This window comes from Fodinibius sp. AD559, assembly GCF_052712805.1.
The window spans coordinates 103,791-118,486 of the sequence record NZ_JBQPVW010000009.1 but is presented as its reverse complement, the minus strand read 5'-3'; the positions used below and the strand labels follow the sequence as shown (position 1 = coordinate 118,486).

Here is a 14,696-nt window from a genome sequence, read left to right as displayed (position 1 = left end):
TGACACCCGGCAGCGCCGATGGTACTTCCCGACTGGGAGGAAGCGTAGGTCCCCGCCCGCTCTTTTTTTTGTATAAGCCCTTTACGCTATGCGTGAAGGGCTTTTTTGTTGTATAAACTTTTGATTAAATCTTGGTACCTAATACTTTTGCTTTTTCTTCGTACCAGTTGTGGAAGGTATTATTAGCAATTCGCTCTTTTACTTCATCCATTAGCCATAGATAAAATGTTAGATTATGGAGCGAGGCTAATTCTAATCCAAGTAGTTCATTGTTGCGAAATAAATGATGGATGTATGACATCTTATATTTCTGACATAGATCGGTAGGAAAATCAGGATCTAACGGTTTCTGATGATTTTTCCATTTGGCATTTCGGATATTGATATATCCATCACGGGTAAAAATTTGACCATTGCGTGCGTTTCTGGTTGGTAATACGCAGTCAAACATATCAATACCCCGGGCAATGGCATGGAGGAGGTTTTCAGGTTTTCCCACTCCCATTAAATATCGAGGCTTATCTTTAGGTAAATAATCAGTATTTAAATCGGTCATCTCGTACATTAACTCGGTAGGTTCTCCCACGCTGAGTCCACCGATTGCGATACCTTCAAAATCAAGGTCGGTTACATACTTGGAGGATTCTATGCGAAGATCCTCATAGGTACCACCTTGAACTATACCGAATTGAGCCTGATCGTGACCGTATTTAGGCTCAGAATCTAAAAATGCTTCTCGACCTCTTTTCTCCCAACGATGCGTAAGCTCCATCGATTCTTTGGCATATTCGTAACTGCTGGGATAGGGAGGGCACTCATCCAAAACCATCATAATATCCGAGCCCAATGTCCGTTGAATATCTACAATATTTTCGGGCGTAAACATATGCTTGGAGCCATCGAGATGGCTTTTAAACTTCGCCCCCTTCTCAGTTAGCTCTCTGTTATCGGACAGCGAGAATATTTGATATCCCCCTGAGTCTGTCAATATAGGCCGATCCCAATTTATAAAATCATGTAGCCCTCCTGCTCCTTCAATAATATCACAGCCGGGGCGTAAATATAAGTGATACGTATTGCCAAGGATTATTTGAGCTTTTACTTTGTCGATAAGCTCATCTTGTTTGACAGCTTTTACCGTACCCAACGTACCTACGGGCATAAAAATGGGGGTGTCAATTTTTCCGTGATCAGTAATAAGAGTACCGAGGCGAGCTTTTGTAGATGAAGCAGTCTTTTCTAAATTAAACAATGGTAATAAATATTAATAAGTTAACAGTTCTTTTATATTCTTGGGCGATGAAGATAGGAAAATTATTTATGCAACATTAATAAGCTATTTTGTATCCTTAGTATATCTTAAAAGAAAGTATCCATTAATAGTAGAAATAATAATTTCAAGAAGGTTTATGTCTAAAGAGACATTAGTAATTGTTCCTACGTACAATGAAGCTAATAACATTTCAGAGCTTATTGAGCAGGTAATAAATCAGGATGAGAATATTGATTTACTTATAGTTGACGATGGTTCACCCGACGGAACAGCTGACTTGGTTAAAGAAGCTCAAAATAAATTTGGAGAGCAATTGCATCTTATTGAGCGATCCGGCAAACTGGGGTTGGGAACAGCTTATGTGGAAGGATTTAAATACGGGCTCAATCAGGGGTATTCGTATATCTGTGAGATGGATGCTGATTTTTCTCATAATCCAAAAGATCTCCCAAAATTAATTGCGGAAGTTAAGGCGGGGAATGCAGATGTTGCGATCGGATCGCGATATGCAAAAGGAATAAGCATTATAAATTGGCCGTTGAGTCGACTTATTTTGTCTTATAGTGCTAATCTCTATGCCCGATTTATTACGGGATTACCTATTTTTGATACTACCGCTGGATTTAAGTGTATTCATCGCAAAGTGCTTGAGGGTATTTCGGTAGATAAAATTCGGTCGAATGGTTATGCGTTTCAAATTGAGCTACATTTTAGAGCTTGGCAAGCGGGATTTTCGCTCACAGAAGTGGCTATCATTTTCCGTGAACGCGAAGAGGGGGTATCTAAGATGTCAAAATCTATTGTTTGGGAAGCTATTTGGCGAGTATGGACATTAAAAATTCAAAGTATATTTGGGACACTTTAGTAAGTAAGATATCTTCTTAATATCTTCGTATTTGTTCTTATATTTGAAGTCATTTTTAAGCGATAAAATTCATTTATGCAATATTTAGATTTTGAACAACCTATTGCCGATCTCGAAAAAAAGATCAAAGAGTTGAGTGAATTATCTGTTGCGGATGATGATGTTATTTCGCCAGAGATAAAACGGCTCGAAAAGCGTGTTGATGAGCTGCGAGAATCAATATTCACAAATTTAACACGCTGGCAGCGTGTGCAGTTGGCTCGTCATCCCGATCGGCCTTATACCTTGGATTATATTTATAAAATAACGGAAAATTTTATTGAGATACACGGCGATCGCTACCACAGTGATGATAAGGCCATTGTTGGTGGTTTTGCGACTATTGATGGGCAGTCTGTGGTTATTATGGGACATCAAAAAGGTCGAGATACCGAAAGCCGGCAATATCGACGCTTTGGGATGGCCAATCCCGAGGGATACCGAAAGGCTCATCGTTTGATGAAGCTGGGCGAAAAGTTTGATATTCCGGTTATTACTCTACTTGATACCCCTGGGGCTTATCCCGGATTGGAGGCCGAAGAGCGGGGCCAAGCTGAAGCTATTGCAAAGAATCTTAAGATGATGGCTACGCTTAAAGTCCCTATTATTACTGTTGTAATTGGAGAGGGGGCCAGTGGCGGTGCCATCGGTATTGGCATGGGTAATGAGGTTTATATGATGGAGAATACCTGGTACTCGGTAATTTCTCCGGAATCATGCTCATCTATTTTGTGGAAGACATGGGATTATAAAGAACAGGCGGCAGCAGTATTAAAACTTACTGCCAAAGATCTGGAGGGGATGGATATTATTGATGGTATTATTAAGGAGCCACTTGGCGGAGCTCATCGTGGTCCTGATCAAGCCGCTAAAGCAGTTAAGGAGCAAATACTGGACTCGTTAAAACGGCTGAAGAAAAAATCGTCCGAGAAGTTGGTTGAATCGCGTATTGATAAGTATGCCAATATGGGTGAGTTCAAAAAAGTATCTAACAAAAAGTAGACGAGAGTCCATTGTTTCCCGATAAAGATCCTATTTTTAGTTACACCCACCAGCTGCGCAGTCGATATGGTGAAACCGATCAAATGGGGTATGTCTACTATGGTCGATACCTGGAATATTTTGAGGAAGCGCGTACTGAGATGATACGGTCCCTTGGGTTACCTTATGCCAAATTAGAGCAAAATGGCATCATGCTTCCGGTAATCCACACACAAGTAGATTACAAATCACCGGTTTTTTATGACGAGCTGATGGATGTAGAAGTCTTGCTGTTTGATATCCCCACCGTTCGGCTCGAAACATATTATTATGTTAAAACTGAGCGACGGGAAGTTCCACATATTCAAGGGGAAGTTGAGCTATGTTTTATGAAGGAGGATACCCGCAAGCCGTGCCGGGCTCCCTCTGATTTTGTAAACGGATTAAAGGAAGTAGTCAGCGATTGATACTGTTATGCAAATACGCCAGCCAATATTATATGGATCGGTATTATGCTTGGCTTTTATTGTAGTACTTGTTGCTATTGGAGGCGGATTATTTAACCAGTCAGCCCCGTGGCCTGTCCAATGGCAGCATCAGACTTTTCATAGTTTATGTCATCAAATTGCCGACCGTTCGTTTTGGATTAACGGACAACCGATGGCTGTATGTAGCAGGTGTATTGGGATTTATTCCGGTTTTGCTTTGGGATGGGTTCTATTGCCCATTTTGTCGTCAATAAATATAACAAGGTCGGCATATATAAAGAGAATTTTAGTAGTTATATTATTATTTAATTTTATTGACGCTGCAGGAGATTTCTCTGGACTCTGGCAAAATACATTGTTTTCACGAGCAGTATTAGGCGGGATGATGGGAAGCTCAGCAGCCCTCATTTTTGTCGGAGATTTTTTTTCATCATAACTAAAATAAAAGGGGATCATTATGGATGAAGTAGCAGAACAACAAGCAGAGCAGAATAATCAACCATCGTATTGGACATCAGTAGGGATAGCAGGAGTAATTCTTGGGATTATTGTTTTTGCACTGTCGTTAGTAACGAGTTATGCAATGATTAATTCGGAGCCTACCGGATCGTTATTTTCTCCGGTTCAGATATCACTATGGGTCTTAGTTTGTCTTGTTGGTGCTTTTGGGGGGATGTTAGCAGTTTGGCACTATGCCAATGAATATGATGTTAGTTTGAAATTGGGAAAAGGAGCACTTATTGGCCTTTTTACAGGTATTGCTATTACGGTAGTTATGGTACTACTAAATCAATTTTGGCAAGTTATAGATCCCGATATGACCCAAAAAGCAATTGACAGTGTTATTGCTAATTTTGAGGCGGCAGACTTGCCCGATGCCCAGAAGCAGCAGATGATTGACTCTACCGTTCAGAGTATGCGCAATCAAAATAGTATTGGTACACAGCTTTTATATAATCTTCCCATGTATGGTATTTTGAATGTTTTAACCGGGATGATTGGTGCTAAAGTGTTTGGAAAGCAGGAAGGATAATTAAGGTGGAAAAAATAAGTTAGTGAATAATAATTTATCTGAATCGGATATATTCAATTCTAATTATCAATCATGGGCTGAGCGCAATGGGTTTTCGGATTGGGCGTTGGCTTTGCTTTGGATCATAGCGGCATTTATCCTCTTTCAGGTTACAGCCTCGATTGTGGCTATTACATTGATGTTAATGGAGAGCGGCATAAGCACAGATGCCAACGAGATGATGTCAAAGTTTACAGAGAATCTGGATCTGCTCTTTATTGGTAATTCGGCCGGACAGATTTTGTTTCTGGGATTGGCAACTTGGTTTTTTGCCCGATTGCATAGCTCCAGGGGGGGACGAAAAAAGTTTCTTCGGTTTTCTATTCAGCCCGATACCCTTCAAAAATCAGCCATAACGGTTGTATTAATTATTGCAATACAACCTACTATTTGGTTTCTATCTTGGATTAATGCCCTTATTCCAGTGCCCGAGGTGTTTAGCAATATGCAAAATACGCAAATGCAGATGATCGAAAACTATCTGCGTGGCGATCATATGCTCATGCTTACCTTGTTTCATGTAGCACTGGTACCGGCAATTTGTGAGGAAACTCTTTATCGTGGATATGTTATGCGGGCATTTGAAAAAAGCTGGGGGATCTGGCCGGCCATTATTGTATCAGGATTGCTTTTTGGGTTATATCACATTCAGCTTAGTAATTTAATTCCGCTGGCAACACTGGGCATGTTATTCGCTTATATCACTTGGATCTCGGAAAGTATTATACCGGCTATTGTTGCACATCTCGTTAATAATGGCGGGAGTGTATTGGTGGGGACCTATTATCCCGAATCTGCTTTTGCCGAAATTACACCAGAATCGATGCCACCCCTTTGGGCTGTAATAATCAGTCTGTTAATTTCTGCTTATATTGTATATTGGATGTATAACAGAAATGAAATTCACACCAATATTGGAGGTTAATTATGTTAGACGGTTCTGAACCAAACGATGTTGAAAACTGGGCTTGTGTTATGGAGGGCGGTACCGAATATGAAGTTGAAAGTGCTAAGAATTACCTTGCCAGCCTCGATATCCCCTCTAACATTTTGTCCAAACGAGATTCCTCATTTAGTGTAAATTATGGTGAAATGGGAATGGTTTACTTATATGTGCCAGATGAATATGAAGAGGAGGCACGCCAAGCCCTCGCAGAATTCGAGCCTCCGGAAGAAGGAACCAACGAAGAAGAATAATTGATCTGTGACTGAGCTTACTAAACGTATTCTATTTGCTGTCCCGGCTGCGGCTTTCTTTTTTTTTATCACATGGCTTGGTGACTTTTATTTTGTTGGATTAATTATTCTCGTTGCTCTTTTTATTCAGCGAGAGCTGTCTATGCTGGCTGCAGGGGCCGGATTTGAGCCGGATAATTTCTTCCCATACACCATTGGCATGTGGATATTATTGAGTCCCTATCTGCCCCATGCACTTGCTATTGGAATGGCAATATTTCTGCTTTTTATCGCTATTCAAATTTTTAAATCCGGGGATCAGGCTTTAAAACAGGTAATAGGTACTTTCTTTTGTGGCATTTATGCCCCACTGGGATTACTGGCTATTCTTTTGATTAGGAATACGGGAGCTACAGAAATAGGGTTTGCATTGACGATAGGCTTGCTACTGATGGTGTGGGGGAATGACGTATTTGCCTACTTTGGCGGTAAATATCTTGGAAAAAAGAAACTGGCTCCTGCCATAAGCCCTAACAAAACCTGGGAAGGGTTTTTCTTTGGGATTCTTGGAGCACTGGTCGGATTGACCATTGGTTACTATGCCGTTCCGATTGAACTTTCGGTATCATTGCTCGTGTTGGCTCCGGTTACATTGCTGATTAGCATATTTGGTCCCATTGGGGACTTAACAGCCAGCAGGATAAAGCGGGCAGCCAATGCTAAAGATGCTTCTGATATTTTACCCGGACACGGTGGATTTTTCGATCGTTTTGATGCTCTCATTTTAGCAAGTCCCGTATTTTATCTTTACCTATACATACTTAAAATTTTAGGATATGTCTCGTTTTAAGCTCGAATTTGAAAAATTAGAACTCATGCCTTCTCATCCATTTACTATAGCACGTGGAACTAAAGAAACGGTTCCCAATGTATTGGTGAAGTTAACGGCCGATGGTATTACGGGATTGGGAGAAGCAGGGCCCAATAGTCGATATAATGAAGATGCGGAGGGCGTCATTTCTTTCCTGGAAAGGCTCCCCGATACATTTTTTGATGAGGTGAATTCTGCCGAGGTACTTTGGGAGAAACTTCAACGAATAGATCAATCCGTACAGTCAGCAAAGGCAGCCGTAGAGATGGCGTGGCTGGATTGGTGGGGCAAAAGCCAGGGGCAACGGCTATGGAAATTATGGGATGCCCCTTCACAAACAACGCCGCCGACCTCTTTTACTATTGGCCTTGATGATATTGATCTTATGCAGCAAAAAGTAGAAGGAGCAAAAGATTATCCCATATTAAAAGTAAAGCTGGGAACCGACCGGGATATAGAAATTATTAAAGGCATTCGTGAAGTATCAGATCAAGTTATTCGGATAGATGCCAATGAAGGATGGGAGGATTTAGATACGGCCAAACAGCAGATCCGTTTTTTAGCTGATCAAAATGTGGAGTTTATTGAGCAGCCTATGCCCGCCTCATGCAAAGAAAAACTGATTCAGTTAAAACAATGGTCACCATTACCCATTATTGCGGATGAAAGTTTTGTGGGCAGAGAGTATATGGATGAAATAGCTGATCAGTTCGATGGCATTAATATTAAGCTTCAGAAGGTGGGTAGTTTGGTTGAAGCTTCTAAGTTAATTGATAAGGCTCGTGAGCGAAACCTTGAGGTGATGATTGGATGTATGATCGAAAGTTCTCTGGGGATATCTGCAGGAGCGTTACTGGGAACATGGGCCGACTATGTGGATCTCGATGGCCATTTACTGATTAGCAATGATCCCTTTTCGGGATTGATGCTTACAGATGAAAAAAGAATAAAGCTCTCAAATTTGCCGGGATTAGGTGTATCTCGAAATTAGAAAGTATCGCCAGTTTGCGTGGACTTTGTTTTTGCGATCAGTACAAATGCAATGATAGTAAGCAGGATAAGTACCGTATTTCGGATCAGGGTAAATTCCAGTCCTGAGGCAAAACCAAAAGCGCCGAAGCAGCCGCAATTTTCTACTGACATCCCCTGAAAATAAAAGTACGAAAGCACAGAAGAGAAGCCGATGAGCATAGCTAAAGTGCCTGCCAAAGCCCATTTTAGAAATTTATTCCAGATTAAAAAGACAGCCAGTACGAGTTCAATAATGGATGTTGTAATTACAATAGCAGTTCCGTACTCAATAAGCCAGTAGAATTCGGTAGCCAGCAGTTCTACCAGGTATCGGGCGTCAGAACCGCTGATAAGTTTTCCTATTCCTGAAACCAAGAATAGAATACCCAGGAGTAAACGAATGACGGTTATTGCTTTGCTAAGATATGATTGGTTCATTGTAGAACTGATTCTTAATGGAATGCTACTGAGATTCTAAATGTAATAGCTTCATACAAATAAAAAAGAAAAATATTTATGAAGGTTTTAATAACAGGTGGTACCGGATTCATAGGGTCTAATCTGCGAACGTTGCTACTTCAAGATGGTCATTTTTTAACTATTGTGAGCCGGTCTCCTGAAGAATATGAGGATGAAACGGCAAAAAATCAGCAATTTGTTTCTTGGGATGATAATCTTGTGCCGGAAATGGAGAAAGCAGATGCAGTTATAAACCTGGCAGGATCCTCAATATTTGGAACGCGATGGACCGACGAAGTGAAAGAGAAGATCTATAACAGTCGTATAGAGTGTACGGAACAACTTGTTGAAGCTATTAAAGATGCGGACAATCCACCCTCAGTAATGATTTCTGCTTCGGGAGCTGATTATTACGAGCCGGCTGGAGATACGGTATTGGATGAGTCGGCCCCTGCCGGAGACAGCTTTTTATCAAAAGTATGTGTGGATTGGGAAAAAGCCGCCCAACCGGCGACCGAATATGGAGTTCGCTTGGCCAATCCGCGTATTGGCGTTGTGCTTGAAAAAGACGGTGGAGCCTTGGAGCAGATGTTACTGCCCTTCAAGCTTTTTGTGGGCGGTCCTATAGGCAGCGGCGAGCAATATTTTCCGTGGATTCATATGCTGGATTTGTGCCGAGGATTGATATATCCGCTTAAAAATGAAGAGCTTGAAGGTCCGTATAACTTAAATGCTCCTAATCCGGTTACGATGAATGAATTTGCCAGTGAGCTGGCGTCACAATTGCATCGTCCATCACTGTTCAGAGTGCCGGAATTTGTGTTGGATATTGTGTTGGGAGAAGCCGCAAATCCTGTAATAACGAGCAAGCGCATGCAGCCCAAAAAGCTGCAGCAACACGGATTTGAGTTTAAGTTTGGTTACCTGCGACAGGCATTAGGGGATATCTTGTAACTGTGGCTGTTACTCTTCGGATTCCTCGCTATCTTCTTCATCTGTACCGAAGATCGTCCACGTGCGCAGTCCTTCCCGCGTTTGGGCAATCAGTTCATTGTATCCGTCGCCATCGATATCTGTGACAATTGGATATTGCATGCCGCTGGTAGGGACCGAATAAATACGTTCGCCATTCCTTATTTCCCAGGCGTAGAGGCGCCCGAAGTTTGCTAATGCTACAACATCATCTTGTCCGTTTTTATCAATATCTGAGACAAAGGGTGAAAACATTGGTGCAGCCGGTTGCCCCATACTTTGAGTAAATCGCAACTGTCCTTCCTGGTTGATTAAAAACACCGAGCCATTTGAGCTCATTGTTAAAATCATTGGCTCGCGATAAGTTCGTTCTCCATCCTGAACGGTTAAATTATGAACAGAAGGAGTTCCCACTAATGCACTATTTGAGGCATATACGGCTTCGATATCAGAAGATTCGGTACTTGCCTCAAAGACATTAAGGGAATCAGCAAATAGCTGATTGGGTCCTATGGAATAAAGATAACCGTCGGCAGCGTTGCCTAAAATATTACTATCATATATCACAGGGGAACCATTTAATGAGGCATTAATAAATTTTGGAAAGCCGTTCCTTTCATTGCCATTTGCCCGCCATCCGTGCAGTGCATTTTCAGCAAATGCAAAAATAGTTGTTATGCCTTGATAATTTGTAACTGTTGGGGTAGTTCTAATTTCTGCATTTGATGTAATAGGCCAGCCATTTATGTTTTCACCACGACCATTCATAAGGTGTAGTTTTCTGTTTGCCGTAGCAACCATAGCATTAGGCAGTCCGTCTCGGTTGATATCTTCTACGACTAATGGCGAAGTAATTTGTTCGTTGAGTTCAAAAGGAAACTTGGGAAGCATTTCTCCATTGTCATCCCACCCGTATACTTTATTTCCGGCTGCCAGCAGAATTACATTTTGATTGGTTCCATACCAATCGTAAACAACGGGAGATCCAATCGGTGTATCAGATCCGGTATTGGTTTGTAGTACTACCGTTCCATCAGCTGCTAATGCATATAAGTTGCCGGATTTCGTAGCGAAAATGACCTCATTTTTGTCACTGCCACCAATATCAGCTAAAATTGGTTTACCCGTTAAGTCTGCTCCTGTAGGGAATAGCCATTTCTCCTGATAAGGAGCTGAACGGTCTTCTGTTTGATACGCTTTTAAACTGAAGGAAAAATTATTGTCACTATTTGCAGTCGTCGATGCAGTTAGGAGATCAAATTTTGAAGTGAGCGCATTAAGATAATTGTTGGGAGAGAGAAACGGTTCTATAAATGAATAAAAATCACTGTTACCGATAAAAAATCCGCTTATTTCTTCGGGAAGATCTTCTTTTATATCCCGAAATGTCTGCTCATAGTACATGGTACGACGACGGCTGCGGTCAGAGGAAACGCCTTCGACAAGTCCTTTACGTTTAGAGATCGCAACAACATCTCCAATAATATCCAGATAAAAATTCTGGAATGTACAAAATGAGCTTCCTATTAGTTGGGCAACGACATTACTCTGAATGACATATGTACCGCCACTACGTTGTACGTGATCATTACGAGCCAGTGAATTAAGTGCTCGTCGCAGAGCGGGCACATCCGAAATTTTTCGCAGAAAGAGATGTTCACCGGTAGAAAGGAATCCAGACTGTGCATACATTACCAGCGAAAACTCCGGCTCGAGTGTCTTGGCAATATCCGAATATGCAATTTGATCGTCGATGAGAACTGAATCCAAGCGCGTAGTGTCGGGCAGAGAGGTGGGAGGTACGCTTCGTGGTTCAAGACGAAATAGTCCCGCAGCCGCTGCATTAGACGAAATATAATGATCCAAAATAATAGGTGCATTAGTAGATGATACGGCCGCTACCAGATCGGATTGAACCTTATCGTTGAGCGGGACGGTGCCGGAAAGTTCAAGCATGCTACCCTGCCCTTCGCCTTCTTGCGTGACGGATAATACGGTTGGCTCTGTACCTTCGAGGGCATTTTTAATCATCGGGCGGTAGGTAACCATGGACAGTTGTTTAGCCCATTTGTCAAGAGAGGGCGTATTCATGAGGATGTTCCCCGGTTGGGGGGTGATATCAGACAGATTTGCCCGTGGATGAGTACCTATATATGCTCGGATGGTTTCTTCAAGTGCCAGGCTTGATTCGGATATAAATAGATCGTCATGAAGCTGCGTGGCAAAAAGTCTCCGATCCCCGAGATGTAAAATATGTATTTTGACGTTGTTAAAAGAGTACTGGTTTTGTGCAAAATCCAGATAAAAGTTATTCTGCATTCGTTTTATAAACCCGCCGGAGGCCTGTGCCATCCAAACAATGGCAAGTTGATTATCAGCGTCTGGATAAAGTGTAATAGCATTTAATGGAATCGGGGACTGGGCTGTAGAATCAATTCGTGATAATAGTTGAACGGCTGAGGAAGTAATATCATCCAACAAAGGAGTGCGGGAAGCATCAAGGACTGAATTAAGCGAAGCTTCTTCATCGGGAATGATTACAAAAGGTGCTTCTTCTGGTACTGCCTCCGACCACTCGCGATCGGGAATATTTGAACATGACGTTAAAAATAAAATGATAAATAAAAAGAGTCCTGCAGCTTTAAACGTATTCATGAATGGGGCTAAATTTTTCTCCGTAATAATTATTAAAATATCGCTGTTTATTTAATAGCTTATGCATAGGCAATTTTATTTTAAGCCTGCAAAAGTAACAATTTTGGTATAAATGAACTTTCTTAATCCTTTATTTTTAGTGGGCCTTTTGGCCGTAACATTACCTGTTATTATTCATTTGATTAATTTGAAACGGCCACAAAAAGTTGCCTTTTCAACCCTTTCCTTTTTTAATGAGCTTCGTAAAAGTACAATTCGTCGTATACGAATCAAACAATATTTGTTGCTTGCGCTGCGAACGTTGGCTGTGTTGTTTTTAGCTCTTGCGTTGGCCCGTCCCTTTTTACCTCCAACTATAACGGGCTCAGCAAGTTCCGGCGAATCCCGATCTGTTGCTATTTTGATTGATAACAGTGCGAGCATGAGCCGAATCGGAACCAATGGTCCGCTTATTAAGCAGGCCAAAGATATCGTTGACCGAATAATAAGAAACGGGGACTCCGACGATAAATTTCTTATAAAAACGACAAATATTACTGATGCAACAAATACCGGTTTTGTTGGTGGTAGTCGGGCGATTACACTGCTGGATGATATTACATCAGTTAATCGGGGGAATTACACTGCAGGTCAGTTTAAGGAGATGTATAAGCAGCTTAAGGATGTACGGGATACCCAGTCGGTGCTGTATATCGTTTCTGATGGGCAGAGTAGTCAGCTATCAAGTTTGGAAGAACTTGAACTTGGTGAGGAGACTAAAGCAAAGTCGATATCAGTGCAGCTTATCCAGCTGGAAGAGGTCAAACAACAAAATGTGGCTGTCAAATCAGTTTCTCTTGAGAGTCAGTTGTTAAGTCCGGGTTCGCCGATAACATTATCGGTAGAAGTTGAAAATACGGGTGATGTGGCTGTTGCCAATCAATTTGTTTCGTTGCAGATAGAAGGGGAGATGACAGGCCAATATGAAACATCGTTAGAGTCGGGAGAAACCAAAGAATTTTTATTTGAGCTCGTTCCGGAAGAAGTTGGATATCTGTCAGGCCAAATTTTTTTGGAAGGAGACGAAGTAGATTTTGATAACACAAGACATTTTGTAGTACACATTCCCCGGCAGCGGTCAATTTTATTAGTTAACAATAACAGGGAGTCCTCTTCTTTTACATCGTATATAGCCCCGACATTAGAAGCAGCGATGCAAACAAATGCCCGTATCATATTTGAAGAAAAACAGGTAGATGGCATTGAGCAGGAGGAATGGACAGACTACAATGGATTGATATTAAATGGACTTACAAGTATTCCTTCATATTGGCATCAAGGGCTGCGCCAATATGTTCAAGATGGAGGAGGAATTTTGTTTTTTCCTTCTGAACAGGGAGAAATAGAAAGCTATAATCAATTCTTTTCCCTTTTTAATGCTGGTCGCTTTGATAATGTGGTTGGAGAGTACGGTTCCTTTGAAACCATTACAAAAATGGGAGAACTCGAAGAGGGACATCCTGTTTTGGATGGTATCTTTGATAAAAAAGAGGATGAGGAACTTCGGGTTGACTTGCCTTCGCTGTTCTATTATTACCATTATGAACCTGCCTCAAACTCCAATAGTTTGACTTTGTTAGAAGCTGCAAACGATGATGTTTTGCTTGCCGAACACAGGTTTGGGGACGGAATGTTACTTACTTCTACGTTGGGAGCTGATCCCGGTTGGTCAAACTTCCCGGTAAATCCACTTTTTGCTCCCATGTATTACCGAACCATATTGTATGCATCTTCACCCGAAAGAGGCGGTCTTCAGCAGCATTATCTTGGTAGTACCTTTAAATGGGTGGAATCCATATCAGAAACGGATGTTACACTTTCGATAAATGGGAAGCATTACAAACCGGAGGTTCAGCGACAGTCTGATGGTACGAGAATAGTGTATGAGGGAAGGGAATGGGAACCTGGAATATTAGAAATATCGGCTGGTGACCAGAAAATGCAGGTAGCTGTAAATCAAGATATAATGGAATCACACTTTGATACGTTAAATAAAGAGCAATGGCAAAACATACTGGATGATAAGACCCATACGCCCGATATTATTGCTGCAGGTGATCTCTCAAATGATAAATTGGATGAACAACTGGGATCTTCTGTGTTCGGAAAAGAAATTTGGAATTGGTTTATTTGGATAGCATTGCTTTTTTTAGTTACAGAAACTTTGGTTACGCGATTATACAAGGCCGAATCAACATCAATATAATATGATAAATACTAATGCAGATATTATGCTTTGGTTTATGTTGGGCATCTTTACGTTGGGTGCGGCTGTACTGGCTACCATATCTGTAGTGAATGTTATTCGGTTGCGTAATGTGAGGTTGAGCTGGAAGACTGGTAAGTTGGGAGGATACCCGCTGTTTTCAACCCTCTTTATGATTACCGTTTTTATAGCGGGTGGTACAGCAATATACCGCGAAGCAACAAGTGAAATATTATTAGCAGGGATGTATAGCTGGCTGGGCTTTTGCTGGTTTACGGCCAGTTACCTGGCAACAAAGCGATTTGTTACCGATCACGGCATCGTAAAAAATGTAAATGAACCGTCGCAAACCATAGCTTGGCACCAGATTCGCGATTTTGTGGAGACCGAACATAAAACACATATACATTATATTTTCATTTATAGTGTCGATAAAGGCGATAGTCCCGGGAAATTTATTCGGCTGGAGCTGGATGTACCCCATTACCGTGAAGAATCTTTTAAAAAATTAATTTCCCATAAACTTGGGCGGCGAATTCGTTGTTATGTTAAGGAAGATATAAATATCCAGCAGTTTAAAGAGCTGTAG

The 14,696-nt window shown here is 41.4% G+C and carries 15 protein-coding genes; 12 read left to right on the top strand and 3 right to left on the bottom strand.

Annotation, left to right across the window (positions count from 1 at the left end; all coding sequences use genetic code 11):
- Positions 1 to 124: 124 nt before the first annotated feature.
- A complete protein-coding gene (gene tgt / locus ACQ4LT_RS14360) occupies positions 125 to 1,252 on the bottom strand; it encodes a tRNA guanosine(34) transglycosylase Tgt (RefSeq protein ID WP_445666752.1) in 1,128 nt (375 codons plus the stop codon).
- A gap of 157 nt (positions 1,253 to 1,409) precedes the next feature.
- On the opposite strand from tgt, the gene ACQ4LT_RS14355 reads away from it, so the two are divergent.
- The 9 genes from ACQ4LT_RS14355 to ACQ4LT_RS14315 all read left to right on the top strand — a co-directional run bounded on the left by ACQ4LT_RS14355 (position 1,410) and on the right by ACQ4LT_RS14315 (position 7,756).
- Positions 1,410 to 2,138: a polyprenol monophosphomannose synthase gene (locus tag ACQ4LT_RS14355; RefSeq protein WP_445666751.1), complete on the top strand. Its 729-nt coding sequence runs from the start codon at positions 1,410 to 1,412 to the stop codon at positions 2,136 to 2,138.
- A gap of 75 nt (positions 2,139 to 2,213) precedes the next feature.
- Positions 2,214 to 3,179, top strand: a complete 966-nt coding sequence (locus tag ACQ4LT_RS14350; protein ID WP_445666750.1) for an acetyl-CoA carboxylase carboxyltransferase subunit alpha — start codon at positions 2,214 to 2,216, stop codon at positions 3,177 to 3,179.
- Between the two features lie 11 nt (positions 3,180 to 3,190).
- Positions 3,191 to 3,625, top strand: coding sequence for an acyl-CoA thioesterase (locus tag ACQ4LT_RS14345; protein ID WP_445666749.1), 435 nt, complete (start codon positions 3,191 to 3,193; stop codon positions 3,623 to 3,625).
- A gap of 7 nt (positions 3,626 to 3,632) precedes the next feature.
- Positions 3,633 to 4,082 carry a DUF2085 domain-containing protein gene (locus ACQ4LT_RS14340; RefSeq protein WP_445666748.1) on the top strand — a complete coding sequence of 150 codons (450 nt, stop codon included), beginning with the start codon at positions 3,633 to 3,635 and terminating at the stop codon, positions 4,080 to 4,082.
- Positions 4,083 to 4,103: 21 nt separating this feature from the next.
- Positions 4,104 to 4,679: a DUF4199 domain-containing protein gene (locus ACQ4LT_RS14335; protein WP_445666747.1), complete on the top strand. Its 576-nt coding sequence runs from the start codon at positions 4,104 to 4,106 to the stop codon at positions 4,677 to 4,679.
- Between the two features lie 22 nt (positions 4,680 to 4,701).
- Positions 4,702 to 5,643, top strand: coding sequence for a lysostaphin resistance A-like protein (locus ACQ4LT_RS14330; protein WP_445666746.1), 942 nt, complete (start codon positions 4,702 to 4,704; stop codon positions 5,641 to 5,643).
- Between the two features lie 2 nt (positions 5,644 to 5,645).
- Positions 5,646 to 5,915 carry a putative signal transducing protein gene (locus ACQ4LT_RS14325; RefSeq protein WP_445666745.1) on the top strand — a complete coding sequence of 90 codons (270 nt, stop codon included), beginning with the start codon at positions 5,646 to 5,648 and terminating at the stop codon, positions 5,913 to 5,915.
- 7 nt (positions 5,916 to 5,922) lie between these two features.
- Positions 5,923 to 6,744 (top strand): phosphatidate cytidylyltransferase, encoded by an 822-nt coding sequence (locus tag ACQ4LT_RS14320; protein ID WP_445666744.1) that lies wholly within the window; start codon positions 5,923 to 5,925, stop codon positions 6,742 to 6,744.
- Complete coding sequence (locus ACQ4LT_RS14315) at positions 6,731 to 7,756, top strand: dipeptide epimerase (protein WP_445666743.1); 1,026 nt, start codon at positions 6,731 to 6,733, stop codon at positions 7,754 to 7,756. The genes ACQ4LT_RS14320 and ACQ4LT_RS14315 overlap by 14 nt, the downstream gene beginning before the upstream one ends.
- Here ACQ4LT_RS14315 and ACQ4LT_RS14310 read toward each other — a convergent pair.
- Positions 7,753 to 8,214 carry a MauE/DoxX family redox-associated membrane protein gene (locus tag ACQ4LT_RS14310; RefSeq protein WP_445666742.1) on the bottom strand — a complete coding sequence of 154 codons (462 nt, stop codon included), beginning with the start codon at positions 8,212 to 8,214 and terminating at the stop codon, positions 7,753 to 7,755. The two genes, ACQ4LT_RS14315 and ACQ4LT_RS14310, sit on opposite strands and share 4 nt — an antisense overlap.
- A gap of 78 nt (positions 8,215 to 8,292) precedes the next feature.
- Here ACQ4LT_RS14310 and ACQ4LT_RS14305 point away from each other — a divergent pair, with 78 nt between their 5' ends.
- Positions 8,293 to 9,189 (top strand): TIGR01777 family oxidoreductase, encoded by an 897-nt coding sequence (locus ACQ4LT_RS14305; protein ID WP_445666741.1) that lies wholly within the window; start codon positions 8,293 to 8,295, stop codon positions 9,187 to 9,189.
- 9 nt (positions 9,190 to 9,198) lie between these two features.
- Here ACQ4LT_RS14305 and ACQ4LT_RS14300 read toward each other — a convergent pair whose 3' ends face one another.
- Positions 9,199 to 11,862 carry a hypothetical protein gene (locus ACQ4LT_RS14300; RefSeq protein WP_445666740.1) on the bottom strand — a complete coding sequence of 888 codons (2,664 nt, stop codon included), beginning with the start codon at positions 11,860 to 11,862 and terminating at the stop codon, positions 9,199 to 9,201.
- 112 nt (positions 11,863 to 11,974) lie between these two features.
- Between ACQ4LT_RS14300 and ACQ4LT_RS14295 the strand changes: the two genes are divergently transcribed.
- Positions 11,975 to 14,107 carry a BatA domain-containing protein gene (locus ACQ4LT_RS14295; protein WP_445666739.1) on the top strand — a complete coding sequence of 711 codons (2,133 nt, stop codon included), beginning with the start codon at positions 11,975 to 11,977 and terminating at the stop codon, positions 14,105 to 14,107.
- Position 14,108: 1 nt separating this feature from the next.
- Positions 14,109 to 14,696 carry a hypothetical protein gene (locus tag ACQ4LT_RS14290; protein ID WP_445666738.1) on the top strand — a complete coding sequence of 196 codons (588 nt, stop codon included), beginning with the start codon at positions 14,109 to 14,111 and terminating at the stop codon, positions 14,694 to 14,696.

Coding starts and splice junctions, on each gene's coding strand:
- ACQ4LT_RS14355 (WP_445666751.1), top strand. CDS start 1,410: ATGTCTAAAGAGACATTAGTAATTGTTCCTACGTACAATGAAGCTAAT.
- ACQ4LT_RS14350 (WP_445666750.1), top strand. CDS start 2,214: ATGCAATATTTAGATTTTGAACAACCTATTGCCGATCTCGAAAAAAAG.
- ACQ4LT_RS14340 (WP_445666748.1), top strand. CDS start 3,633: ATGCAAATACGCCAGCCAATATTATATGGATCGGTATTATGCTTGGCT.
- ACQ4LT_RS14335 (WP_445666747.1), top strand. CDS start 4,104: ATGGATGAAGTAGCAGAACAACAAGCAGAGCAGAATAATCAACCATCG.
- ACQ4LT_RS14325 (WP_445666745.1), top strand. CDS start 5,646: ATGTTAGACGGTTCTGAACCAAACGATGTTGAAAACTGGGCTTGTGTT.
- ACQ4LT_RS14315 (WP_445666743.1), top strand. CDS start 6,731: ATGTCTCGTTTTAAGCTCGAATTTGAAAAATTAGAACTCATGCCTTCT.
- ACQ4LT_RS14310 (WP_445666742.1), bottom strand. CDS start 8,214: ATGAACCAATCATATCTTAGCAAAGCAATAACCGTCATTCGTTTACTC.
- ACQ4LT_RS14305 (WP_445666741.1), top strand. CDS start 8,293: ATGAAGGTTTTAATAACAGGTGGTACCGGATTCATAGGGTCTAATCTG.
- ACQ4LT_RS14300 (WP_445666740.1), bottom strand. CDS start 11,862: ATGAATACGTTTAAAGCTGCAGGACTCTTTTTATTTATCATTTTATTT.
- ACQ4LT_RS14295 (WP_445666739.1), top strand. CDS start 11,975: ATGAACTTTCTTAATCCTTTATTTTTAGTGGGCCTTTTGGCCGTAACA.
- ACQ4LT_RS14290 (WP_445666738.1), top strand. CDS start 14,109: ATGATAAATACTAATGCAGATATTATGCTTTGGTTTATGTTGGGCATC.